A 21,030-nucleotide genomic window follows, 5' to 3' on the forward strand; every position below is an offset into this window, starting at 1 on the left:
CCCGGCGAGCTCGACCAGGCCAGGCGTCGGGCACTGAAAACGCAGGCGAGACCGGACTTTTTGCCTCGCGGTATATACGCCACCCTGCTCGCCGTCAACCCCCTTTCGTTCCCCTGTGGCTTCAGTAATATCTGGAATTGGTCGCTCATTTAATCGCACAGGCGCTCCGCAGGGGGCGTGTCACACTGATCGAAAACGATGGACGCAGTCACTGCGCCAGGCCCGGTACGGCCACATGGCGAGTGCTGAAGGTACTAAGCAACAAGGAGTTAGACATGGCGAACGGAACCGTCAAATGGTTCAACGCTGAAAAGGGCTTCGGCTTCATCACCGTCGATGGGGGTGGACAGGACGTGTTCGTCCACTACTCCGCAATCGACATGCACGGCTACAAAGTTCTCGAAGAGGGCCAGCACGTCATCTTCGAACTGGGGACCGGGGCAAAGGGGCCACAAGCTGAATCGGTACGCCCGGTCTGATTTCAGACCAGTCGAACCGGATCTCAAGGCACGCCCCCCGGCGTCCATGTGGGTGCCCCGCGTGACGCTAGGGTGTGGGCGTGAGCGCGTTCAGAACACCTGACAAACGAAGAAGCACGGCCCGAATCCTCGGTGCCGTGCTTCTTCCCTGTGTGCTTCTGCTCACGGCGTGCGCGGCCGGCGATCTGACGCCCCCTGCGACCCCCGGCCCCAGCGCGAGTGGGTCGGGCTACACGGCGCCCGCCGCCACGGAGCCGGCCCCGCTGCGCGGCACGAGCGTGCCCGTCGGCAGCCTGCCGCATCCGTCCCTGGCGGTGAAGATCGACAACCATGCGGCTGCGCGGCCTCAGTACGGTCTCGAACGCACCGACCTCGTCTACGAAGAACTCGTCGAGGGCGGGCTGACTCGTTACGTGGCCGTCTGGCACTCCGACATCCCCGATGTGGTCGGCCCGGTGCGCTCGATTCGGCCGATGGACCCGGACATCATTGGGCCACTGGGTGGCATCGTGGCGTACTCGGGCGGTCAACAGAAGTTCATGGACCTGATGAACGCCACCTCCGTGTTCAATGCGGCGTTCGATTCCGACGAGACGGGGCTCTTCTCCCGGACGGACGAGCGAGAGGCGCCGCACGACGTCGTGCTGCAGGCGAAGGCGCTGGTCGCGCTGCATGACGATGTCCCGGCCCCGGCTCAGCAGTTCGCCTACGCCGCGACCGTGCCGGAATCCTCGGCCGGGGTCGACGGGACGCCGGTCACCACCATCGCCTCGAGGTTCTCGGACTCGAACTGGCCGGACTGGGCCTTTGATGCCACGTCACTGTCCTACCTGCGCTCACAGGAGGGCGTGCCCGACCTCGACGCAGGCGGCGTGCAGCTGCGCGCGACGAACGTACTGGTCCTGCGGGTGGCGATCGACGAGACCTACGTCAACGTTCCGAAAACGACGATGATCGGCTCGGGGGAGGCGTGGGCCTCGACCGGAGGCAGGACGCTGCACGCGCTCTGGTCCAAGGCGGGCCGGGACGCGCCGATCCGACTGACCGACGACAGCGGGGTCACGGTTCGTCTCGCGGCGGGCAACACCTGGATCGAGCTGGTCCCCGCGGATCGCGGCTCGGTCACCCTCGTGCCGTAGCCCCCGCCGTTCACTTGCACTCTCGACCCCAGAGTGCCAGAATCGATTTGGCACTCTCTCTGTTTGAGTGCCAACCCATCATCGTTTTGGTAACGTCCGGGAGGGACGAGAAACACATATGGCAAAGATCATCGCTTTCAACGAAGAGGCCCGTCGCGGCCTTGAGCGTGGCCTGAACATCCTCGCTGACACGGTCAAGGTCACCCTCGGCCCGCGCGGACGCAACGTCGTGCTGGAGAAGAAGTGGGGCGCCCCCACGATCACCAACGACGGCGTCTCCATCGCCAAGGAAATCGAACTCGACGACCCGTACGAGAAGATCGGTGCCGAGCTCGTCAAGGAGGTCGCCAAGAAGACCGACGACGTCGCCGGCGACGGTACCACCACCGCCACGGTCCTGGCCCAGGCCCTCGTCCGCGAAGGACTGCGTAACGTCGCGGCCGGCGCAGACCCGATCAGCCTCAAGCGCGGCATCGAGAAGGCGACGGCAGCCGTCATCGCCGAGCTCATCGCCAACGCCAAAGAGGTCGAGACCAAGGAAGAGATCGCGGCCACCGCATCGATCTCCGCCGGCGACGCCGAAATCGGCGCGATCATCGCCGAGGCCATCGACAAGGTCGGCAAGGAGGGTGTCGTCACCGTCGAGGAGTCGAACACCCTGGGCACCGAGCTCGAGCTCACCGAAGGCATGCGCTTCGACAAGGGCTTCCTGTCCGCGTACTTCGTGACCGACCCCGACCGTCAGGAAGCGGTCTTCGAAGACCCCTACATCCTGATCGTCAACTCCAAGGTCTCGAACATCAAGGACCTGCTCCCCATCGTGGACAAGGTCATCCAGACCGGCAAGCAGCTCCTCATCATTGCCGAAGACGTCGACGGCGAGGCCCTGGCCACGCTCGTTGTGAACAAGATCCGCGGAATCTTCAAGTCGGTTGCCGTCAAGGCTCCGGGCTTCGGTGACCGTCGCAAGGCCCAGCTTCAGGACATCGCCATCCTCACCGGTGGTCAGGTCATCTCTGAGGAGGTCGGACTCAAGCTTGAGAACGTCACCCTCGACCTGCTCGGCAACGCGCGCAAGATCGTCATCACCAAGGACGAGACCACCATCGTCGAAGGCGCCGGAGACCCCGAGGCCATCGCCGGACGCGTGCAGCAGATCCGCAGCGAGATCGAGAACACCGACAGCGACTACGACCGTGAGAAGCTTCAGGAGCGTCTCGCCAAGCTCGCCGGCGGAGTTGCCGTCATCAAGGCCGGCGCCGCGACGGAGGTTGAGCTCAAGGAGCGCAAGCACCGCATCGAGGACGCCGTCCGTAACGCGAAGGCTGCCGTCGAAGAGGGCATCGTCGCCGGAGGTGGCGTTGCGCTGATCCAGGCCGGCAAGACCGCCTTCGAGAAGCTGACCCTGACCGGCGACGAGGCAACGGGCGCGAACATCGTGCGCGTGGCCATCGACGCTCCGCTCAAGCAGATCGCGCTCAACGCCGGCATGGAGCCGGGCGTTGTCGCCGACAAGGTGCGCAACCTGCCGATCGGTTGGGGCCTCAACGCCGCGACCGGTGAGTACGTCGACATGCTCGCCGCCGGAATCAATGACCCGGTAAAGGTCACGCGTTCCGCGCTGCTGAACGCATCGTCGATCGCCGGACTGTTCCTCACCACCGAGGCCGTCGTCGCTGACAAGCCGGAGAAGAACTCCGCGCCGGTCGGCGACCCGTCGGGTGGCATGGACTTCTAAGTCCGAACCGATTCACGGCAGGGCGTCTCCTTCGGAAGGCGCCCTGCTTTCGTCTGCCCGGCGTCTCACCGGGAGAAGAGCCGGGCGTTCGCCTGCTCGATCTCCGCGTACTGCCGGCCGGCCTGGCTCAGCGCCTGCCCGAGCGCTTCCGCGCTCTGGGCGACCTGATTCTGCGTAGCGCGCCAGTCGGCCACGGCAGCCTGGAAGGCCGTGGCGGCCTGGCCTGACCACGTTCCTTCCAGCGCCGCCAGCTGGCCGACCAGCGTCGCGACCTCGGCCTGGATGCGGCCCATGGTCGCGCGTGCCGTCACGGTCGTGCTCAGCACTGCCTCACTGTCTACCTGGTAGCGGGTCATGGGGTCCTTTCGGCAGGGTGATGCCGAACAGGCTAGGAGCTACTCCGCAATCGCCGCAGTGCCCCGCCAATGGCGTGTACAGGCCATGCCCGGCCGTTGCGGTGGAGGAGGGGAACCGTGCCCTATGAGCCGGAGGGCACGTGGAGCCGCTGCGGCGCGTTCGGCGATCCCGCGAGCGGGAAACAGACCCGGAACGTGGCGCCGCCTCCCGGGGTGTCGAGTACCTGCACCGTGCCGTTGTGGCTGGCGACGATGGACGCGACGATGGCGAGGCCCAGGCCGCTTCCGCCGGTCTCCCGCGCCCGGGAGGTGTCTGCCCGCCAGAATCGCTGGAAGATCTTGTCCCGGATCTGGGGCGGGATGCCCTCGCCATGGTCGACGACGGCCACCGAGGCCACCTGGTGTCCGCGGTCAACCGAAACCTCAAGTTCGACCGGGCTGTCCGCCGCGCTGAAGCGCAGGGCGTTGCCCATCAGGTTCGTGATCACCTGCCGGATCTTGTTCTCCTCGGCCATGATCACCGCCTGCACCTGGACGGGCGGGGTTGCCGCTCCCGCCACCGCTTCCGGGACCGGGGCGATCGCATCCGCCTTGCGCGGCTTGCGCGTGCGCAGCCGGGCGAGGGTGGCGCCGGCGAAGGAGACGCTCGCGTTGTGGACGGCCTCCTCCGCGCTGGGCGCCGGCTCGGCGACCGAGGGTGCGGAGCTCAAGGCCGGCACCTCCCCCGTGGAGTGGCCCAGGTCGATCTGCGGAAGGTCACCGAGGTCGGCTGACTCCGTCGGAGTGGGGGTGACCACGGTGATGCTGCGACCGGGGGAGGATGCCATGGCGTCGAGGGCCGCATCGCGGGCCAGTGGCATCAGGTCGACCGGGGTGAGCGCGAGAGGCTTCGTCTCATCGAGGCGGGCCAGCTCGAGGAGGTCTTCGACGAGGCCGCCCATCCGGATGGCCTCCTTCTCGATGCGTTCCATGGCCTGGGCAACCTCTTCGGGCGTCTGGAGCGCGCCCATCCGGTAGAGCTCGGCGTAGCCGCGCACGGAGACGAGGGGAGTGCGCAGCTCGTGGCTGGCGTCGCCGACGAATCGGCGCATCTGGTCGATGGTGCGGGCGCGGTCCTTGAACAGGCGGTCGATGCGGCTGAGCATGGTGTTCAGGGATCGATTGAGGCGTCCGACCTCGGTGTTGGGCGTTGCTCCGCCGAGACGCTGGCTGAAGTCGCCGTCGGCGATCGCCGCCGCGGTGCGCTCCACCTCGCGCAGGGGTGCGAACGTCGATGTCACCAGCAGGCGGGTGAGCAGGGCGCCGACGAGCACGACGCCGAGGCCGAAGCCCAGGAAGATGGTGAGGTAGGTCGCCATGGTGTTCTCGGTCTGCCGGAGCGAGACCGCCATCACCAGCGTGCCGAGGGTCCCTTGCGTGGTGATCACCAGGGGGATCGCGACGGCCAGGAACTCGGTGTCCCGCGCCGAGTCCTTGAAGGTGATGGTCCGGCCGTCGAGTTCGATGACGGACTGCAGGTCGAGCGAGGTCGAGATGACGGGGAGTTCCGCGGCCGGGCGGTCCTTCCAGGTGTGGTCCTTGAGGTTGCCGTGCTGGTCGTAGAGGGCGACGTAATAGTCGGAGGAGACCACTGCGGGGTTGCCCTGGCCCAGCGCGCTCGCTGAGTAGCCGTTCGAGGCGGTTTGGGCATCCGCCTGCAGTTGCGCGTCGACCTGCTGAATCACGTACTGGCGCAACATCGCCATCGTGCCGACCCCGGAAACGAGGAGGCCGAGGGTGAGCATGAGCACGGTCACGCTGGTGATCTTGGATCGGAGGGAGATGCGGCTCCACCGCTCCATTAGTGACTGATGCATCAGGCCCTCAGTGTATGGGCGGAGTCTGGGACTATGCCTTGGCCGCCTTGAGCATGTATCCGAAGCCACGCTTGGTCTGGATCAGCGGCTCGGTCGAGTGCGCATCGACCTTGCGACGCAGATAGGAAATATAGGACTCGACGATCCCGGCATCGCCGTTGAAGTCATACTCCCAGACATGGTCGAGGATCTGGGCCTTCGACAGCACCCGGTTCGGATTCAGCATCAGGTAGCGCAGCAGCTTGAATTCGGTCGGGCTGAGCTCGATCGGCTCGTCGCCGACGAGCACCTCGTGGGTGTCCTGGTCCATGGTGAGTTCGCCGGCGCGAATGACCGCGTCCTCGTCCGCGTGCATGGTGCGGCGGAGGATGGCCTTGATCCGGGCCACGATCTCGTCGAGGCTGAACGGCTTGGTGACATAGTCGTCGCCGCCCACGGTGAGGCCGGTGATCTTGTCTTCCGTGTCGTCTTTGGCGGTGAGGAAGAGGATGGGAGCCGTGTACCCGGCGGAGCGGAGGCGTTTGGTCACACCGAATCCGTTCATGTCCGGCAGCATGACGTCGAGGATGATGAGGTCCGGTTCCTCCTCGAGGACTGCGGAGATCGCCTGCGCACCATTTCCGACGGCGCGCACGGCGAAGCCGGCAAAGCGGAGGCTGGTGGTGAGGAGATCCCGAATATTGGGCTCGTCGTCGACAATGAGAATGCGGGGGCCATCGGTCATGCCCTCAGTATCTGCGCGTCAGCTGGTTGTTTGCTGGGAGCTACGCGCATTCCGGTTCCTGAGTAGATTGGGTTCAGAATCCAAGGAATTCCGTCGTGGGGAGCCTGTCGTGAGCGTGCGGACCTTCGTGATCGCCGGTGGGGGCCTCGCCGGCGCACGTGCGGCGGAGTCTCTGCGCGCCGAGGGATTCGGCGGGCGGATCATCATCGTCGCCGCCGAGAACCACTATCCGTATTTCCGGCCGCCCCTCACCAAGACCTTCCTGGCCGGGATCGTGGGCCGGGCCGCGGTCGACGTGCACGTGCGCGGGTGGTACGCCGACCACCGAATCGGCGTGCTCCGGGGCTCGCCGGTCACGAAGCTCGCCCTCGACACCCACCGGCTGGCCATGGCCGACGGTCGCACGCTGCACTACGACAAGCTGCTCCTGGCCACGGGCGCCTCCCCGCGCCGGTTCACCGGACCGGGTTCCGAACTGGCCGGTGTGCACCACCTGCGCACGGTGACGCAAGCGGAGTCGCTCCGGGCCGAGCTGGCGGGCGGCGGGCGCCGGGTCGTTGTCCTCGGGGCCGGGTGGATCGGCCTCGAGGTCGCAGCAGTCGCCCGCCGCTACGGGAACGCCGTGACGGTGCTCGGCCGTGGCCGGATGCCGCTGCCCGGGGTCGTCGGTGAGGCCGTCGGAGCCGTTTTCGCCGGCCTGCACCGCGAAAATGGGGTGGATCTCCGGCTCGGCGTTGCCGTGGCCGAGCTGACGGGATGCCAGGGCCGGGTGACCGGGGTGCTTCTCGCGGACGGGGAGGTGCTTCCGGTGGATGTCGTCGTGGTCGGCATCGGTGTCGTGCCGAATGACGGTCTGGCCTGTGACGCCGGCCTGCACGTCGACGACGGCATCGTGGTGGATGCCGCCTTCCGCAGCACCGACCCGGACGTCTACGCGGTGGGGGATGTCGCCAGCGTCTTCCACCCGGTCCTCGGCCGGCACCTCCGAATCGAACACTCGGTCAACGCGGAGCTGACGGGGGCGGCGGTGGGGCGTTCCATGCTCGACCAGGCGGTCAGCTACGACTCCATTCCGTATTTCTCCACCGACCAGTTCGACCTGGCGATGGAGTACTCGGGCTACGGGGACCTGGCCCGGAAGGCCGACGTCGTCTTCCGCGGCGACCGTGCCCGGCGGAGGTTCGTCGCGTTCTGGCTGCTGGACGGCCGGGTCGTCGCCGGCATGAACGTGAATGTCGGCGACGTGAACAAGACGGTGCAGGCGATCATCCGTTCCGGGCTCCGATTCGACCCGCACCTGCTGGGGAATGAGAGCATTGCACTCGACGGCTTACTGGCCGCTGCCGCCGCTGACAAGGGAAATTGACATGGATACCGTGCCCGTCCGCTCGTTCAGCGCGCTGCCCGACCTGATCGTGCCCCGCCGCACGATCGGCGGCCGGGTGTTCGATTTCTCCCGTGAGGTGGCCGTGATGGCCATCATCAACCGCACTCCGGACTCGTTCTACGACCGGGGAGCGACCTTCGGCCTGGAGGCCGCGGTCGCCGCCGCCCGACAGGCGATCGACGACGGGGCGGACTGGGTCGATATCGGCGGAGCCAAGTTCGCGCCCGGCCCCCCGATCCCGATCGGCGAGGAGATGGACCGGGTGGTCCCCGTGGTTGAGGCGCTGCGTGGGGCCGGAGTCGTCATCTCCGTCGACACCTTCCACCCGAGCGTCGCCGCCGCGAGCATCGCGGCGGGCGCCCATGTGATCAACGACACCACCGGGATCAACGACCCGGCGATGGCCGACGTCATCGCCGGCAGCGACGCGACCCTCGTGATCACCCATAGCCTGGCCCCGCCGCGGACGCCTTATCCGGCGCCGAGCTACGTCGATGTCGTGGGCGAGGTCTCCGCGTTCCTCCGCGAACGGGTCGCCCTCGCCCTGGCACACGGGGTGCCCGCGGACCGGATCATCGTGGATCCGGGCCACGACCTCAATAAGAACACGTCCCACTCGCTCGAACTCATCCGACGGCTGGGCGAGATCACCGCCCTCGGCTACCCGACCCTGGTCGCAGTCTCCAATAAGGACTTCATCGGGGAGACGCTCGACCGCGAGCGCGACGCCCGGGTCGCGGGGTCGCTCGCCGCGGCGGTGGTCAGCATCCTGAACGGGGCCCGGATCGTGCGCATGCACAACGTCACGGACGCCGTCGATGCCGTCCGGATGACCGAGGCCATCCTGGGGTTTCGCCAGCCCGCCTACCTGCGCCACAACCAGGCCTGACGATGCTCGACCAGGCCGAACTCATCCGTCGCTACCTCGTTACCGACCGCACCGTGCCGCGCGTGCGGGTGAACTTCATCACCAGCCTCGACGGGGCCGCCACGATCGACGGGCGGAGCGGCGGGCTGGGCAACGAGGACGACCAGCTGGTCTTCGACACCCTGCGGATGCTCGCCGACGTCATTGTGGTGGGCGCGGGCACCGTCCGTGCCGAGGGCTACGGCGGCATCCGTCTCAGCCGGGAGGATGCCGCGTGGCGGCTGGGGAACCGGCTGCCGGCCCAGGTGCCGGTGGCTGTCGTGTCCTCGCGGCTCGAGCTCGACCCGAGGCATCCGTTTTTCGGTGATGCCGTGGTGCGCCCGATCGTAATCACGCACGCCGGATCACCGCCGGAACGCCGGGCGGAACTCGCGGAGGTGGCCGATGTGCTGGTCTGCGGGGAGCGGGCCGTCGACCCCGCGGTGATGGTGAGGGACCTCGCCGACCGCGGGCTCGGCCAGATTCTCTGCGAGGGCGGGCCGCAGCTGTTCGGCGACCTCATCGCGGCGGACTGCGTCGACGAGCTCTGCCTGTCGATCAGTCCGATGCTCGAGGGCGGCGGCGCGGGGAGGATCGCCCGCGGGCACTCGGACGCCGTGCGGGAGATGTCCCTGCTGCACGTGCTCACCGCAGGTGACATGCTCTTCCTGCGCTACGCCCGCCGCACCCCGCCCCCCTCCTAACCGCCGCCCTGACCCGCCGAACTGTGAGTTCGGTACCGAAAACGGCGCCAAAACCGTGCCGAAGTCACAGTTCGGCGAAGTTGAGGGCGGCCGGGACGGAGGAGGTCAGGCGACCAGGGCCGAGGAGTCCAGGTTCTGGGAGTCGAGGATGGTGTAGCTGTACCCCTGTTCGGCGAGGAAACGTTGCCGGTTCTGGGCGAAGTCCTGGTCGACGGTGTCGCGGGCGACGAGGGTGTAGAAGTTGGCCGACAGACCGGATTCCTTCGGCCGCAGCAGGCGGCCCAGGCGCTGGGCCTCTTCCTGGCGTGAGCCGAACGAGCCGGACACCTGGATGGCGACCGTGGCCTCGGGAAGGTCGACCGAGAAATTCGCGACCTTGGACACGACCAGCAGGTTCTCCTCGCCCACCCGGAAGGCCTGGTACAGGCGTTCGCGTTCGTCGACGGGCGTTGCCCCGGTGAGTTTCGGGGCGTGAAGCGCGTCGGCGAGTTCGTCGATCTGGTCGAGGTACTGGCCGATCACGAGGATGCGCTCGCCCGGGTGCTTCGCGACCAGCCGCTTGACCACGTCCAGCTTCGCCGGGGCCGTCGCCGCCATCCGGTAGCGCTCATCGTCCGCCGCGGCGGCATAGCTGAGCCGCTCCGACTGCGGCAGGTCGATCCGCACCTCGTAGCAGGACGCCGGCGAGATGAAGCCCTGGGCCTCGATCTCCTTCCAGGGGGCATCGAACCGCTTGGGGCCGATCAGGCTGAACACGTCGCCCTCGCGGCCGTCCTCGCGCACGAGCGTCGCGGTCAGGCCCAGCCGACGGCGCGCCTGCAGTTCCGCGGTGAGCTTGAACACGGGCGCGGGCAGCAGGTGCACCTCGTCGTAGATCACCAGGCCCCAGTCCATCGCGTCGAGGAGCTCGAGGTGGGCGTACTCGCCCTTCCGCTTGGCGGTGAGGATCTGGTACGTCGCGATCGTGACCGGCTTGACCTCTTTGACCTGGCCGGAGTACTCGCCGATCTCGTCCGCGGTGAGGGTCGTGCGCTTGAGGAGCTCGTCGCGCCACTGGCGGGCCGAGACGGTGTTGGTGACCAGGATCAGCGTGTTCGTCTTGGCGGTGGCCATGGCCCCGGCCCCGACGAGCGTCTTGCCCGCGCCGCAGGGGAGCACGACCACGCCGGAACCGCCGTCGAAGAAGCTGGCGACGGCCTTGTTCTGGTAGTCCCGGAGCGCCCAGCCGTCTTCCAGCAGGGAGATCGGATGCGGCGTTCCCGGCGTGTAGCCGGCGAGGTCCTCGGCCGGCCAGCCCAGCTTGACCAGCTCCTGCTTGAGCTGCCCGCGGGCCCAGGGCTCGATCAGGAAGGAATCGGGAGAGGGGTGCCCGATCAAGAGCGGCGCGATGCGCTTGGCGCCGGCGACCTCGGTGAGCACCGCCTGGTCGTTGCTCTGCAGGATCAGCTGCCCCTCGGCATCCCGCTCGATGACGAGGCGCCCATAGCGCCCGACCGTCTCCGTGATGTCGACGCTGACGGTCTGCGGGATAGCGAACTTCGAGTATTTCTCGAGGGTGGCGAGCATGTCGGAGGCGTCGTGCCCGGCGGCGCGCGCATTCCAGAGGCCCAGCCGCGTGATCCGGTAGGTGTGGATGTGTTCGGGGGCGCGCTCCAGCTCGGCGAACACGGCCAGGTCGTGACGCGCATCCTCGGCGAGGGGGTGCGCGACTTCGAGCAACACGGTGCGGTCGCTTTGGACGATCAGTGGGCCATCAGACATAACCATCAATCCTACCCGCGTGTGCTGGCACGACGGGCACCAGCTTAGGGTGCCGGCGTGATGCTGATGATGCTGGACAGGGGGAGGGTGCGTTCGATGTCGGCCCGGCGGTCCCTGGCGCGGAATCGTCCGCCGCCCACGCTGGCCGGTTCCAGGAGGTAATCGACGACGACGCCGCCCGGCATGGCAATGCTCACGACCACGGTCTGCTTGGCTTTGATCGCCGAGTCGAGCTGCCTGGCGAGCCAGGCATCCGCGGCCTGGCCTTCGCCGCCGTCGCTGGCACGCAGCTTCTCGACCAGGGCAATCAACGGGTCGACCGTGGCCACCGGAACCACCTTGGTGCGATGGTGGCGGCGCAGGTGCACGATCTCGTTCGCCGCGTTCTCGGCCGCGGCCGGGTAGCGTGCGTCGGTGAGCGCCCAGAACACGACGTCGCTTCCGAACCGGCTGGTCAGTCGGTTCTCATCGACCCGAAGCAGGCCGAGTGGTGCGAGCGTCTGGTCGACCGCGATCGTGCCGAGCAGGCCGGGGTCCTCGGATCGCACGTAGCTCTGGGCCGGTGACTGCGCCGGGTCGGTCGCGCCGACGCGAACCCGGCCGTACTTGGCGGCCGACTCGCGGATCAGATAGTCCACCGGCTGCGGGATCCCGGTCAGGGAGACCGCGCGGAGGAAGTCGAGCAGCGAATCCGCGGTCTCCCCCGCGGCGAGGGCCCGGTTCACGGAGGTCGCCGAGATGCGGTAGCTCAGGGCAAGTTCGCGGCTCTCGACGTCGGCGAGCCCACGGAGGCGGGCGTCGATCGAGGGGGCGAGCGGGCCGGGAGAAACGATGGACAGGTCGTTCTGCAGGTAGACGGCCCCGACCTCGGCGGGCAGGGAGGCCATCATCGTCTCAATCGCGGCCTCGAGGTCTCCGGCGAGCACCGCCGCTCCTGCGGGACTGGTGGTCTGGTGAGCGGTGACCCCGATGAGTTCGGCGTCGTCGGCGAGCTCGGTGACGCGGTCGTCCATCCAGGTGCCGCCGGCCGGGTAGAGCCAGGCGACGAAGGACCGCAGGCCCTCGCCCCAGGAGACGCCGGGACGCCGGGCCAGGATGCCGCGAACGTCCGGCGGGAGAGCGGCATGCCAGGACGCGGCGATCGTGGCCCAGCGGCGTGCCGTGCCCTCGAGCAGCCAGGCCTCACCGGCCTCCGTTTCGTTCCAGTAGCCCTCGGAGTGGGCGATCAGGTCGGCCCGGGCCGCCGTGGCGACGAACGAGGCCACGGCCTCCAGCTCGACGCCCATGACGGCGGAGAGCCGTTTCGTGTCGGGCAGCCCGAGGCCGCCGCGGCTGAGTTCCCGCGCCGGTTCGCGGGCGAGCTCGGTGACCAGCTCGGCGATCGAGGACACGGCGGAGAATGCACGTTCCGCGGCCAACCGGTCGGTGAAGCGGGATTCGGTCGGTGAAACGCCGGCCAGTGCGGAGGGAGCCGGAGTCGAGGCCAGCTCGGTCGCGGTCGGCAGGCCGAGAGCTGGCCAGGTGAGCAGCTGGGCGGCAACCGCATCGTAGGGTCGGAACCGTCCCTCGGTGAGCCGGGCGAGCATCAGGGAATCAAGTTCGGCCGCACGCGCCGCGACATCCGCTTCGGGAATGGCGGATCCGCCCAGTTCGGAGAGCCGACCGGCCAGCTCGGCGAGCGTGGGGGCCGGTGGCGCGGAATCCGGGTCGACCGGGACCGAGAGTTCGGCGGCCACGGCCAGGACGGCCACGGTGGCCCGATCGAGCTGGGAAAGGGCTCGCTGAACCGCATCGGCTTCGAGGAGGGTCTCGGCGAGATCGAAGAAATCCCGGATGCCGGTGGCGGAGACGGAGCGAATCTCAAGGGTGCGACGCAACGCTGCGTCGTCGAGTGCCCGGAGGCGTGAGGCGAGCGTGAGCATGGCGGCTACTCCCTGTTCTGTCGTGCCTCGCGTGCGCGGCGAATAGCGGTCATCACCATGAGGGCGATGATCAGGAGGAAACCGAGCGGCAGACCGAAAAGCGGCAGGGCCAGCACGATCGGCCACACGCCCTGACCGAATCCGTTGTCGGCCCCGGCCCCGACGGCGGTGCCGATGATCACGGCGAGAAAGGCGAGGATCGATAGACCCACCACACCCGCAACCATGTAAGCAAGGATGCGTTCGAGCCGGCTGGCGGCATGTGGAGTTTGATTGGTCACACTCCCAAGGATACGGGGCATCTCTCGGTCCGACCGAATAGGCTGGGGTTCGGTCGGCGCGCATTCAGCGCGCCCGGAATGCAGCGAGGTCCAGATGCCCACCGGCAAGGTCAAGTTCTACGACGAGGAGAAGGGTTTTGGTTTCATCAATTCTGATGACGGCCAAGAGGTCTTCCTCCACGCTTCTGCGCTGCCCGCCGGAGTGACGGTCAAGGCGGGGACGAAACTCGAGTTCGGCATCGCCGATGGAAAGCGCGGCGCCCAGGCGCTGTCCGTTCGTATCCTCGAGGCGCCGCCGAGCCTGGTCAAGCTCAGCCGCAAACCGGCCGACGACATGGCGATCATCATCGAGGACCTCGTGAAGGTGCTTGACGGCATCGGCGCGAGCCTGCGCCGGGGTCGCTACCCCGACAGCGCCCACAGCCACAAGATCGCCGCGATGCTGCGCAAGGTCGCCGAGGAACTCGATGCCTGAGGCGGATCCCGTATTGCTCGCCGCGGCCGACCTGGCCCGCGAGGCGCTGCTCGACATCACCCCGGCAGACACGATCGGCGATCTGATCGGCAACATCGTCGAGGGCGAGCACGTGATGTCGCTGCTGTTCGACTGCACCATGCCGGGGTACCCGGGCTGGCGCTGGACCGTGAGCCTGTCCCGGATCGACGCCGATTCACCGGCGGCCGTTCTCGAGACCGAGCTCACTCCCGGCGATGACGCGCTGGTGGCGCCGGACTGGATCCCCTGGTCGGACCGACTCGCCGACTATCGCACGGCGCAGGAACTCGCCGCCGCGGTCGCGGCAGAGGACTCGCTCGACACGGATGACGAATCGGACGACGACGATCACGACGAAGATCGCGACGACGACGATGACGACGGAAACGACGACGACGACGACGAGGACGACGGCCCGGACGACGAACCGCACGCCCTCGACGTTGATGATTTCGACGACGACCGCGGCGAAGACGTGCTCGACGGGATCGACTTCGGTGAGGCGCTATCGGCGCCGGAACTGGACCCAGCCGAGACCGACGAGCCCCAGGCCGAGACCGGCGGCGGCACACGCCGGCCACCAGCCAAGTCCCGCCGCCGCAAGGTCACCCCGGAAGAAGACAGCGAACACGAGGGCTAGGACCCAGCCGGCCGATCCCGCAAGAATGGCCATCCGGGCATCCGTTCGGGCCGGCAGGGGGTCAGGCCGGCGTTCGCTGTCTTTCAACCAGAGGCGCATCGTGCCGCCTAGCTGCCCAGGTTCGCGACGACGTATTCGATCGACTTGACGAGCTGGCGCACGTCGTGCGGTTCGATTGCCGTGAACGTGGCCACCCGCAACTGGTTGCGGCCGAGCTTACGATACGGCTCGGTGTCGGAGATGCCGTTGGCCCGCAGCGTCTTCGCGACGGCTGCGGCGTCGATCCGGTCGTCGAAGTCGATCGTGGCCACGACCTGAGAACGGTGGTCGGGGTTGGTCACGAACGGCGTGGCGTAGTCGACGCTCTCGGCCCAGTCGTAGAGCACCGAGGACGATTCCTGGGTGCGGGCGGAGGCCCAGGCGAGGCCGCCGTTCCCATTGATCCAGTCAAGCTGGTTTTCGATCAGGAGCAGGGTGGTCACGGCCGGGGTGTTCAGCGTCTGGTTGAGACGGGAGTTGTCGATCGCGTTCTTCAGGCTCAGGAACTCGGGGATGTAGCGTCCGCTGGCCGCGATGCGCTCGACCCGCTCGATCGCGGCGGGGGAGAAGAGGGCCAGCCACAGGCCGCCATCCGAGGCGAGGTTCTTCTGCGGGGCGAAGTAGTACACATCCGCCTGGTCGGCGGCGAAGTCGATACCGGCAGCCGCGCTCGTGGCGTCGATCACGGTGAGTGCACCCAGATCGCCGTTCACACGGGTGACTTGGGCCATGACGCCCGTGGAGGTTTCGTTCTGGGGCCAGGCGTAGACGTCGACACCTTCGGTGGCGACGGCTTCGCTGAGCGACCCGGCCGGGGCCTTGATCACGTCGGGTGCCTCAAGGAACGGGGCCGCCGCGGCGCTGGCGAACTTGCCGCCGAACTCGCCGAACACGAGGTTCTGGCTTCGCTTCGAAATAAGGGAGAAAGCTGCTGCGTCCCAGAAGGCGGTCGACCCGCCGTTGCCCATGACGATCTCATAGCCGTCCGGGGCGCGGAACATCTCACTGAGACCGGAACGTACCCGGCCGACGAGGTTTTTAACGGGGGCCTGGCGGTGGGAGGTGCCGAGGACGCTGGAGCCAACGGCTAACAGGTAGTCGAGTTGTTCCTTCCGGATTTTGGACGGGCCGCAGCCGAATCGTCCGTCGAGAGGTAAGAGTTCAGAGGGAATAGTCAGATTCTGCATAGGGCGATTCTAGTTGTCGGTGCCGCGACGGTAGGGTTGTCACTTGCATAGAGGCCGACCGGGAGGCTCTGGGGATGACTGATCTGATCGACACCACCGAGATGTATCTCCGCACGATCCTGGACCTCGAGGAAGAGAACATTGTTCCCCTCCGGGCGCGGATTTCGGAGCGGCTCGGTCACTCCGGTCCGACCGTGTCGCAGACCGTCGGGCGGATGGAACGGGATGGCCTCGTTGTCGTTTCCGGTGACCGCCATCTCGAATTGACCCTCGCCGGACGCCGCAAGGCCGTGCACGTCATGCGCAAGCACCGGCTTGCCGAGCGCCTGCTGAGCGACGTGATCGGGCTCGAATGGGAGTTCGTCCACGACGAAGCATGCCGTTGGGAGCATGTCATGAGCGAGCAGGTTGAGCGCAAGATTCTGGAGATCCTGGGCCACCCCACCGAGTCACCGTACGGCAACCCGATCCCCGGCCTTGACGAACTGGGCGATTCCCCTGCGGTGGCGTTCATGGCCGGCGTGACCAGCCTGATCGACGTTGTCGCGGGTTCCGTCGAACCGGTGACGTCCGTCATCCGTCGTCTGGGGGAGCCGGTTCAATTCGACCCGGAGCTCCTGGCCCAACTGAAGAACGCCGGCGTGCTCCCCGGCAAGACCGGGGTGTTCTCCGCGGCCGGTTCCTATGTGCTCGTGCGGGTCGACGGCTACGACGAAGGGCTCGAATTGCCCAGTGAGGTCGCCAGTCACATCTTCGTCACGACGCCCCCGGTGATCGGCTAGTAATTCGGCACAAAATCGGCCCGAATCGACGCGGGCTTCGTTACCAATTTGTTAGAAATTCCGCAGAATGAGTGACAAACGCATAAACCTCACGTAACCTCGGTGGGGTCCACTGGCCATAAAGCGGCCGACGGACCCGGGCCTGGACGCCTTGTTTCCCGTCTCCTGGCTCGGCACACCGCGATTAGCGCAGTGGACGGGGCAACTCCCTAGTGTTGCCGAGGCGCCGGAGGTTCATACTTTGGCCGCATTCGGTAGAACACGCTCGTCGCGAGCACAGAACTCGACTCCCGGCTCGGTCGGGCCATCCGACGCGTTGGCGAGGACCGGCACGGCACTCAGCGCCCGGACTGGTCCCGCTCCCGCGGCACCGAAACGGTCCCGCCGTCGCGGGGCGGTGGCGAATGTGGTCTTCATGACCCTGGCCGGCGGACTCGTCGCGACCATGGCCATTCCCGCCTATGCGTTCGCCCCCGACTCGAAAGACACGAAATTCGGTGCGACGGAGTCCACGTCGCTGACACGCTCCGGCGCCCAGACCGTGGAGGTCGCCGCCCAGGCGGCGACCGTGAGCGTCGCCCGTGACGGGTTCACCGCCACGACCCCGGAAGAGCTTGCCGCCGCCGCGGCCGCGAAGGCGGCCGAGGCCCGCCGCATCGAGGTTGCCGCCGCGATGACGTCCTACGCCGCGTCGTACTCCGGCCCGTCCGTGGCCGACTACCTCGCGAATCCGGCCTATCCGAGCTTCGACCTGGGCTCGGTCTACAGTGTTGCGTCGCAGTATCAGGGTGTTCCCTACGTCTACGGCGGGGCGACACCGGCCGGCTTCGACTGCTCCGGTTTGATCATGTACGTCTACGCCCAGTTCGGGATCAGCCTGCCGCACTCCTCGACGGGTCAGGGCGCCGCCGGAACGAGAATATCCCTCGCCGACGCCCAGCCGGGCGACCTGGTCATCATGGACGGTCACGACGGGTTCTATGCCGGCAACGGCAACATCCTGCACGCACCGTACGAGGGTGCCTCCGTGCGGGTGCAGCCGATCTGGACCAGTTCGTACTACATCGTGCGACTCGGAATCTGATCCCCACAAATGTGAACGTTGCGTAACACCTAGCACATTCGAGGCTCGGCGTTTCGCCTGTCGCGGAATCTGGGTTAACCTGATGCTCTGATGTTCTGCGAATTCTCGGGAGAGCCACGATTCGAGCGGCGCACGATCCACACCATGGATGTGCGCTGCCGCTTCGCGTTGCGGCACAGCAGTCAAGCATGTCTCGGTCGTGCGTGTCTCAGCCACGTCATGTCCGCGAGGGCGTTGTCATTGTGACGGCGCCCTTTTTGTTTGCCTGCTCGCTTCCTCTTCGTCGCATCGGAACGTAGTTCGAATGGCTGGAAGCCGTCCAGCCCTTTTCGAAAGGGAACGCATGCGCACACTGGTCCTCAACGCGGGGTACGAGCCCCTCGCCGTGGTCTCCTTCAAACGGGCCCTCATCCTGGTGATGAACCAGAAGGCCACGATCGTCCAATCCGATCAGGGGCACCCGGTCTGGGCGTCATCGGGATCGTGGGACCGGCCGAGCGTGATCCTGCTCACCCGGTACGTGCGCATCCCGCGGCTCAGGTCGGTGCCGGTCAGTCGACGGGGCGTTCTGCGCCGCGATGATCACCGCTGCTGTTACTGCGACCAGACCGCGAACACCATCGACCACGTGCTGCCGCGATCACGCGGCGGGCGGGACACCTGGGACAACCTTGTGGCCTGCTGCCTGCGCTGCAACAACCTCAAAAGTGACCGGACACCGGGGGAGATGGGGTGGAACCTGCTGTTCCACCCGCGGATGCCGTTGGGCACGACCTGGGTGGTCAGGGGCGCCGAGCGGCCGCTGCCGCAGTGGGATGAATTTCTTGCTCCTGCCGCCTGACCAGCAAATGTAACGATGCGGTAACGCGCGAGAGTGACTTCACGCCCGGATTCCCCTAGGCTGGAGGAGCTTCGACCCCAACCAGGCCACGCAGAGGAACAGATTTTGCCCCATCCCGGTGATCCCGGCACGTCCGCTCCTTCAGAGAACCAGAACGTTCCACTGTCGCGTCGCGAGCTTCGTGCGCAGCGTGAGGCCGGCTCGGTCCCCGACATTGCGGCGGTTCCCACGGGCTCTGGTTCCGGTTCAACCGTGGCTGAAGTGGCGATCGTGTCACCGGCCACTCGACGCGCCATTGCGCCGTCCGCGCCGTCCGCAGCGGCGGCGCGACCCGCGCCGCGACCCGAGCCGCGTGTCGCCCGGGTCTCCAGGCGACGCGGCCCGCTGAAGCTCGCCGTCACGCTCCTGGCGATTCCCGGACTGTTCCTCACCGCGGGTCTCCCCGCGTACGCATTCTCTCCCGATGCCGGTGCCAACCAGAGTGCCGCTTCCACCCGCTCGCTGGCAGAGGCCGGCGCCCAGGGCGTGACCGTGGCGGCCGGCGCCTCGGCCGTCACCGTGGCCAGGGACGGCTTCACCGCCACCACCAAGGACGAGCTCGCCCAGAAGGAAGCCGAGGCTCAACGCGCCCTTGCGGCCCAGAAGGCCGCCGAATCGGCCCGGGCGATGGCGGCATCCTTCGCCGTGTACGGCGTGCGCGCCCAGGGCGACGACTACCCGTGGTACGACCGGGGCACCGAGGCCCAGGGCGGCGGGCTCTCCCCGCTCAGCTACTACTACCGCGAATGCGTCGACTTCGTCGCCTGGCGGCTCAACCGTGACGCCGGGTCGACGAGCGCCCCGTTCAAGTGGACCTGGAGCAACCTCACCCCGAGCGGCGGAAACGCGAGCAACTGGGCCAACGCCTGGGCGGGCCATGGCTGGGCGACCAGCAAGACGCCCGTTGTCGGTGCGGTCGCCTGGTTCAACTACAACCACGTCGCGTACGTGCAGTCGGTTGGCAGCGACGGGTCGGTCGTGCTCGAGGAGTACAACTGGATGGGCAGCCACGCGTACCACAAGCGCACCGTCGCGGCCAGCGAAGTTCCTTTGTTCCTCTACCCGCCGAACTGACCGGCGCCCGGGACCAGCTAAACTTTCCAAGCCAGCCTCTGTAGCTCAACGGAAGAGCAGTTCCGTCCTAAGGAAACGGTTGGGGGTTCGAATCCCTCCAGGGGCACTCTAGAAAGACTCGGTTCAGACATTTTTGTCTCTACCGATCGGCGGCTTTTCGTCAGCGCAGATGAGGGCCGAAAGAAGCGGAGCTGAGTGCTATCTGGCCGTCTGCGCCGCCTTCTCGACCGCGGCGACCGCGGCCTCAACCCCGCCGCTCCACGGCGCGCCATGGCCGGGCAGCACCCATTTCGCCCCAGTGGGAATGAGCGCTCGAAGCGAAGCGATGGCCTGGTCTGGTTCGTCTGTGAACGGCGCCGGCTGGGGTCCCTCTTTCCCGGTCAGGACGTGGCGAGTCGTGAGGCCATCGCCGACGAAGACAGCGTCGACGGTCGGAACATAGATCGCGATACTTCCCTCGGAGTGCCCCGGCAATCCAATGATCTGTGGCCCACCAGGCAGGTTCAGAGTTTCGCCCTCGTGCACCTCGACAACTTCAGTCAGATAGGTGGTGCGCATTCCGCCTTTGCGGAGGCCATAGGCGAAGAATCCCAGAAGACTGCCCAGCCGCATCTGTTGCTTTCCATTCGCCGGCTTGTGGCCGCCCCTGGCTCTGCTGGCATCACCGGCATGCACATACACCGCTACGCCATGGTCGCGCCGGATGCGCTCGGCGAATCCGATGTGATCGGAATCTCCGTGCGTGAGGATCACGCCCTTCACATCGGCGATGGAGCGGCCCATCGACGTCAGTTCGGAGAGCAGTTCGCGCCAGTGGCCGGCGAATCCCGCGTCAATGATCGTCACTCCCTCAGGAGTCTCGACAAGGTAGACAGCAACGATATCGTTGCCGATGCGGTGGAGAGCTGGGCTGAGTTTCATGAGGGCTATTCTAGATAGCCATCATGGCTACGGTCAATAGCTATACTCTCAATATGCCCACGCCAGAGAAAACCTCCGTCGACGAGATCGTGTCCGCTGCGCGCGACCTGCTGGAGCAGGACGGGTTGGCGGGCCTGACGATGCAGGCCGTCGCCCATCGGGTGGGGGTTCGCGCGCCGTCGCTCTACAAGCGGGTACAGAGTCGGGACCGGCTGATCCAACTGGTCGCGGAGGCGACCCTCACCGAGCTCGCTGCCCGGCTGGATGCGTCAGCGAGCTTCGCGCTCATCGCCGACAGCTATCGTGCGTTCAGTCAGGAGCGGCCTGCCGCGTTCCACCTGGTCATGATGCCTGGGGCAGGCGTCCCGGTTGCCGGCACTGAATTTGGGGCCGCCGCGAGCGCTCCTCTCCTTGCCCTGGCCAGAGAGTTGGCCGGCGACGATCACGCCCTTGAGGCAGCCCGCACCCTGACCGCGTGGGCCACCGGATTCATCAGCATGGAACTGAACGGCAGCTTTCGACTCGGCGGCGATGTCGAGGACGCGTGGAAGTTCGGCCTGACAAGAATCGTTGAGTCGATCATGGTCATCCCGGACCGCTCACCGGCTTCGAACTCAACATAAAACCCGTCCCCGCGAGAGTGCAGAATTTGCCCCTTCGAGAACCTCGAGGG

At 67.0% G+C, this 21,030-nt stretch carries 21 protein-coding genes, 1 tRNA gene and 1 pseudogene; 14 read left to right on the top strand and 9 right to left on the bottom strand.

Annotated elements, in window-relative coordinates; all coding sequences use genetic code 11:
• Nucleotides 1-275 precede the first annotated feature (275 nt).
• The 3 genes from QMG61_RS10925 (at nt 276) to groL (ending at nt 3,356) form a co-directional block, all read left to right on the top strand.
• On the top strand, nt 276-479 hold the full coding sequence (locus QMG61_RS10925) for a cold-shock protein (RefSeq protein WP_134362230.1): 204 nt from the start codon (nt 276-278) through the stop codon (nt 477-479).
• An 80-nt stretch (nt 480-559) separates the two neighbouring features.
• Nucleotides 560-1,618 carry a DUF3048 domain-containing protein gene (locus tag QMG61_RS10930; RefSeq protein ID WP_283494361.1) on the top strand — a complete coding sequence of 353 codons (1,059 nt, stop codon included), beginning with the start codon at nt 560-562 and terminating at the stop codon, nt 1,616-1,618.
• 118 nt (nt 1,619-1,736) lie between these two features.
• Nucleotides 1,737-3,356, top strand: a complete 1,620-nt coding sequence (groL, locus tag QMG61_RS10935; RefSeq protein ID WP_283494362.1) for a chaperonin GroEL — start codon at nt 1,737-1,739, stop codon at nt 3,354-3,356.
• Between the two features lie 65 nt (nt 3,357-3,421).
• Here groL and QMG61_RS10940 read toward each other — a convergent pair whose 3' ends face one another.
• From QMG61_RS10940 to QMG61_RS10950, 3 genes are all read right to left on the bottom strand, one after another.
• On the bottom strand, nt 3,422-3,712 hold the full coding sequence (locus QMG61_RS10940; RefSeq protein ID WP_283494363.1) for a WXG100 family type VII secretion target: 291 nt from the start codon (nt 3,710-3,712) through the stop codon (nt 3,422-3,424).
• 122 nt (nt 3,713-3,834) lie between these two features.
• The gene (locus QMG61_RS10945) at nt 3,835-5,568 is read right to left on the bottom strand and encodes a sensor histidine kinase (RefSeq protein ID WP_283494364.1); all 1,734 of its coding nucleotides are present in this window, start codon (nt 5,566-5,568) and stop codon (nt 3,835-3,837) included.
• 31 nt (nt 5,569-5,599) lie between these two features.
• On the bottom strand, nt 5,600-6,292 hold the full coding sequence (locus QMG61_RS10950; RefSeq protein ID WP_134365269.1) for a response regulator transcription factor: 693 nt from the start codon (nt 6,290-6,292) through the stop codon (nt 5,600-5,602).
• 109 nt (nt 6,293-6,401) lie between these two features.
• On the opposite strand from QMG61_RS10950, the gene QMG61_RS10955 reads away from it, so the two are divergent.
• From QMG61_RS10955 to QMG61_RS10965, 3 genes are read left to right on the top strand one after another with little or no spacing between them, the layout of a single operon-like run.
• Nucleotides 6,402-7,658 (top strand): NAD(P)/FAD-dependent oxidoreductase, encoded by a 1,257-nt coding sequence (locus QMG61_RS10955; protein ID WP_283494365.1) that lies wholly within the window; start codon nt 6,402-6,404, stop codon nt 7,656-7,658.
• A gap of 1 nt (nt 7,659) precedes the next feature.
• Nucleotides 7,660-8,568, top strand: coding sequence for a dihydropteroate synthase (gene folP / locus QMG61_RS10960; protein ID WP_283494366.1), 909 nt, complete (start codon nt 7,660-7,662; stop codon nt 8,566-8,568).
• Nucleotides 8,569-8,570: 2 nt separating this feature from the next.
• Nucleotides 8,571-9,290 carry a pyrimidine reductase family protein gene (locus QMG61_RS10965; protein ID WP_283494367.1) on the top strand — a complete coding sequence of 240 codons (720 nt, stop codon included), beginning with the start codon at nt 8,571-8,573 and terminating at the stop codon, nt 9,288-9,290.
• 105 nt (nt 9,291-9,395) lie between these two features.
• Here the strand turns inward: QMG61_RS10965 and QMG61_RS10970 are convergent, their stop codons facing one another.
• The 3 genes from QMG61_RS10970 to QMG61_RS10980 are packed head-to-tail and all read right to left on the bottom strand — an operon-like array spanning nt 9,396 to nt 13,254.
• Nucleotides 9,396-11,051 (bottom strand): DNA repair helicase XPB, encoded by a 1,656-nt coding sequence (locus tag QMG61_RS10970; RefSeq protein ID WP_283494368.1) that lies wholly within the window; start codon nt 11,049-11,051, stop codon nt 9,396-9,398.
• A gap of 44 nt (nt 11,052-11,095) precedes the next feature.
• A complete protein-coding gene (locus QMG61_RS10975) occupies nt 11,096-12,973 on the bottom strand; it encodes a helicase-associated domain-containing protein (protein ID WP_283494369.1) in 1,878 nt (625 codons plus the stop codon).
• A 5-nt stretch (nt 12,974-12,978) separates the two neighbouring features.
• A complete protein-coding gene (locus QMG61_RS10980; RefSeq protein ID WP_283494370.1) occupies nt 12,979-13,254 on the bottom strand; it encodes a hypothetical protein in 276 nt (91 codons plus the stop codon).
• Between the two features lie 94 nt (nt 13,255-13,348).
• Here QMG61_RS10980 and QMG61_RS10985 point away from each other — a divergent pair, with 94 nt between their 5' ends.
• Both QMG61_RS10985 and QMG61_RS17435 read left to right on the top strand, forming a co-directional pair.
• Nucleotides 13,349-13,729: a cold-shock protein gene (locus tag QMG61_RS10985; protein ID WP_283494371.1), complete on the top strand. Its 381-nt coding sequence runs from the start codon at nt 13,349-13,351 to the stop codon at nt 13,727-13,729.
• Nucleotides 13,722-14,390 carry a DUF3027 domain-containing protein gene (locus QMG61_RS17435; RefSeq protein WP_349358332.1) on the top strand — a complete coding sequence of 223 codons (669 nt, stop codon included), beginning with the start codon at nt 13,722-13,724 and terminating at the stop codon, nt 14,388-14,390. Before QMG61_RS10985 ends, QMG61_RS17435 begins: the two co-directional genes overlap by 8 nt.
• Here the strand turns inward: QMG61_RS17435 and QMG61_RS17440 are convergent.
• Together QMG61_RS17440 and serC are read right to left on the bottom strand one after the other, a co-directional pair.
• Nucleotides 14,322-14,489: pseudogene (locus QMG61_RS17440) on the bottom strand (DUF2530 domain-containing protein); the annotation flags it as partial. The gene QMG61_RS17435 and the pseudogene QMG61_RS17440 sit on opposite strands and share 69 nt — an antisense overlap.
• Before the next feature lie 8 nt (nt 14,490-14,497).
• Nucleotides 14,498-15,616 (bottom strand): phosphoserine transaminase, encoded by a 1,119-nt coding sequence (serC, locus tag QMG61_RS11000; RefSeq protein WP_283494372.1) that lies wholly within the window; start codon nt 15,614-15,616, stop codon nt 14,498-14,500.
• A 74-nt stretch (nt 15,617-15,690) separates the two neighbouring features.
• Here serC and QMG61_RS11005 point away from each other — a divergent pair, with 74 nt between their 5' ends.
• The 5 genes from QMG61_RS11005 (at nt 15,691) to QMG61_RS11025 (ending at nt 19,542) form a co-directional block, all read left to right on the top strand.
• Complete coding sequence (locus tag QMG61_RS11005) at nt 15,691-16,398, top strand: iron-dependent transcriptional repressor DtxR (RefSeq protein WP_283494373.1); 708 nt, start codon at nt 15,691-15,693, stop codon at nt 16,396-16,398.
• Nucleotides 16,399-16,813: 415 nt separating this feature from the next.
• Nucleotides 16,814-17,482, top strand: a complete 669-nt coding sequence (locus QMG61_RS11010; RefSeq protein WP_283494374.1) for a C40 family peptidase — start codon at nt 16,814-16,816, stop codon at nt 17,480-17,482.
• 343 nt (nt 17,483-17,825) lie between these two features.
• Nucleotides 17,826-18,323, top strand: a complete 498-nt coding sequence (locus QMG61_RS11015) for an HNH endonuclease (RefSeq protein WP_283494375.1) — start codon at nt 17,826-17,828, stop codon at nt 18,321-18,323.
• A 252-nt stretch (nt 18,324-18,575) separates the two neighbouring features.
• On the top strand, nt 18,576-19,436 hold the full coding sequence (locus QMG61_RS11020) for a CHAP domain-containing protein (protein ID WP_283494376.1): 861 nt from the start codon (nt 18,576-18,578) through the stop codon (nt 19,434-19,436).
• A gap of 34 nt (nt 19,437-19,470) precedes the next feature.
• A tRNA-Arg gene (locus QMG61_RS11025) sits at nt 19,471-19,542 on the top strand.
• 92 nt (nt 19,543-19,634) lie between these two features.
• On the opposite strand, the gene QMG61_RS11030 is transcribed toward QMG61_RS11025, so the two are convergent.
• Nucleotides 19,635-20,357 (bottom strand): MBL fold metallo-hydrolase, encoded by a 723-nt coding sequence (locus QMG61_RS11030; protein WP_283494377.1) that lies wholly within the window; start codon nt 20,355-20,357, stop codon nt 19,635-19,637.
• A gap of 53 nt (nt 20,358-20,410) precedes the next feature.
• Between QMG61_RS11030 and QMG61_RS11035 the strand changes: the two genes are divergently transcribed.
• Entirely contained in the window at nt 20,411-20,980 is a 570-nt protein-coding gene (locus tag QMG61_RS11035; RefSeq protein WP_283494378.1) for a TetR/AcrR family transcriptional regulator, read from the top strand.
• Nucleotides 20,981-21,030: the final 50 nt, after the last annotated feature.

The organism is Cryobacterium sp. PH31-AA6, from assembly GCF_030063195.1.
GTDB lineage: Bacteria > Actinomycetota > Actinomycetes > Actinomycetales > Microbacteriaceae > Cryobacterium.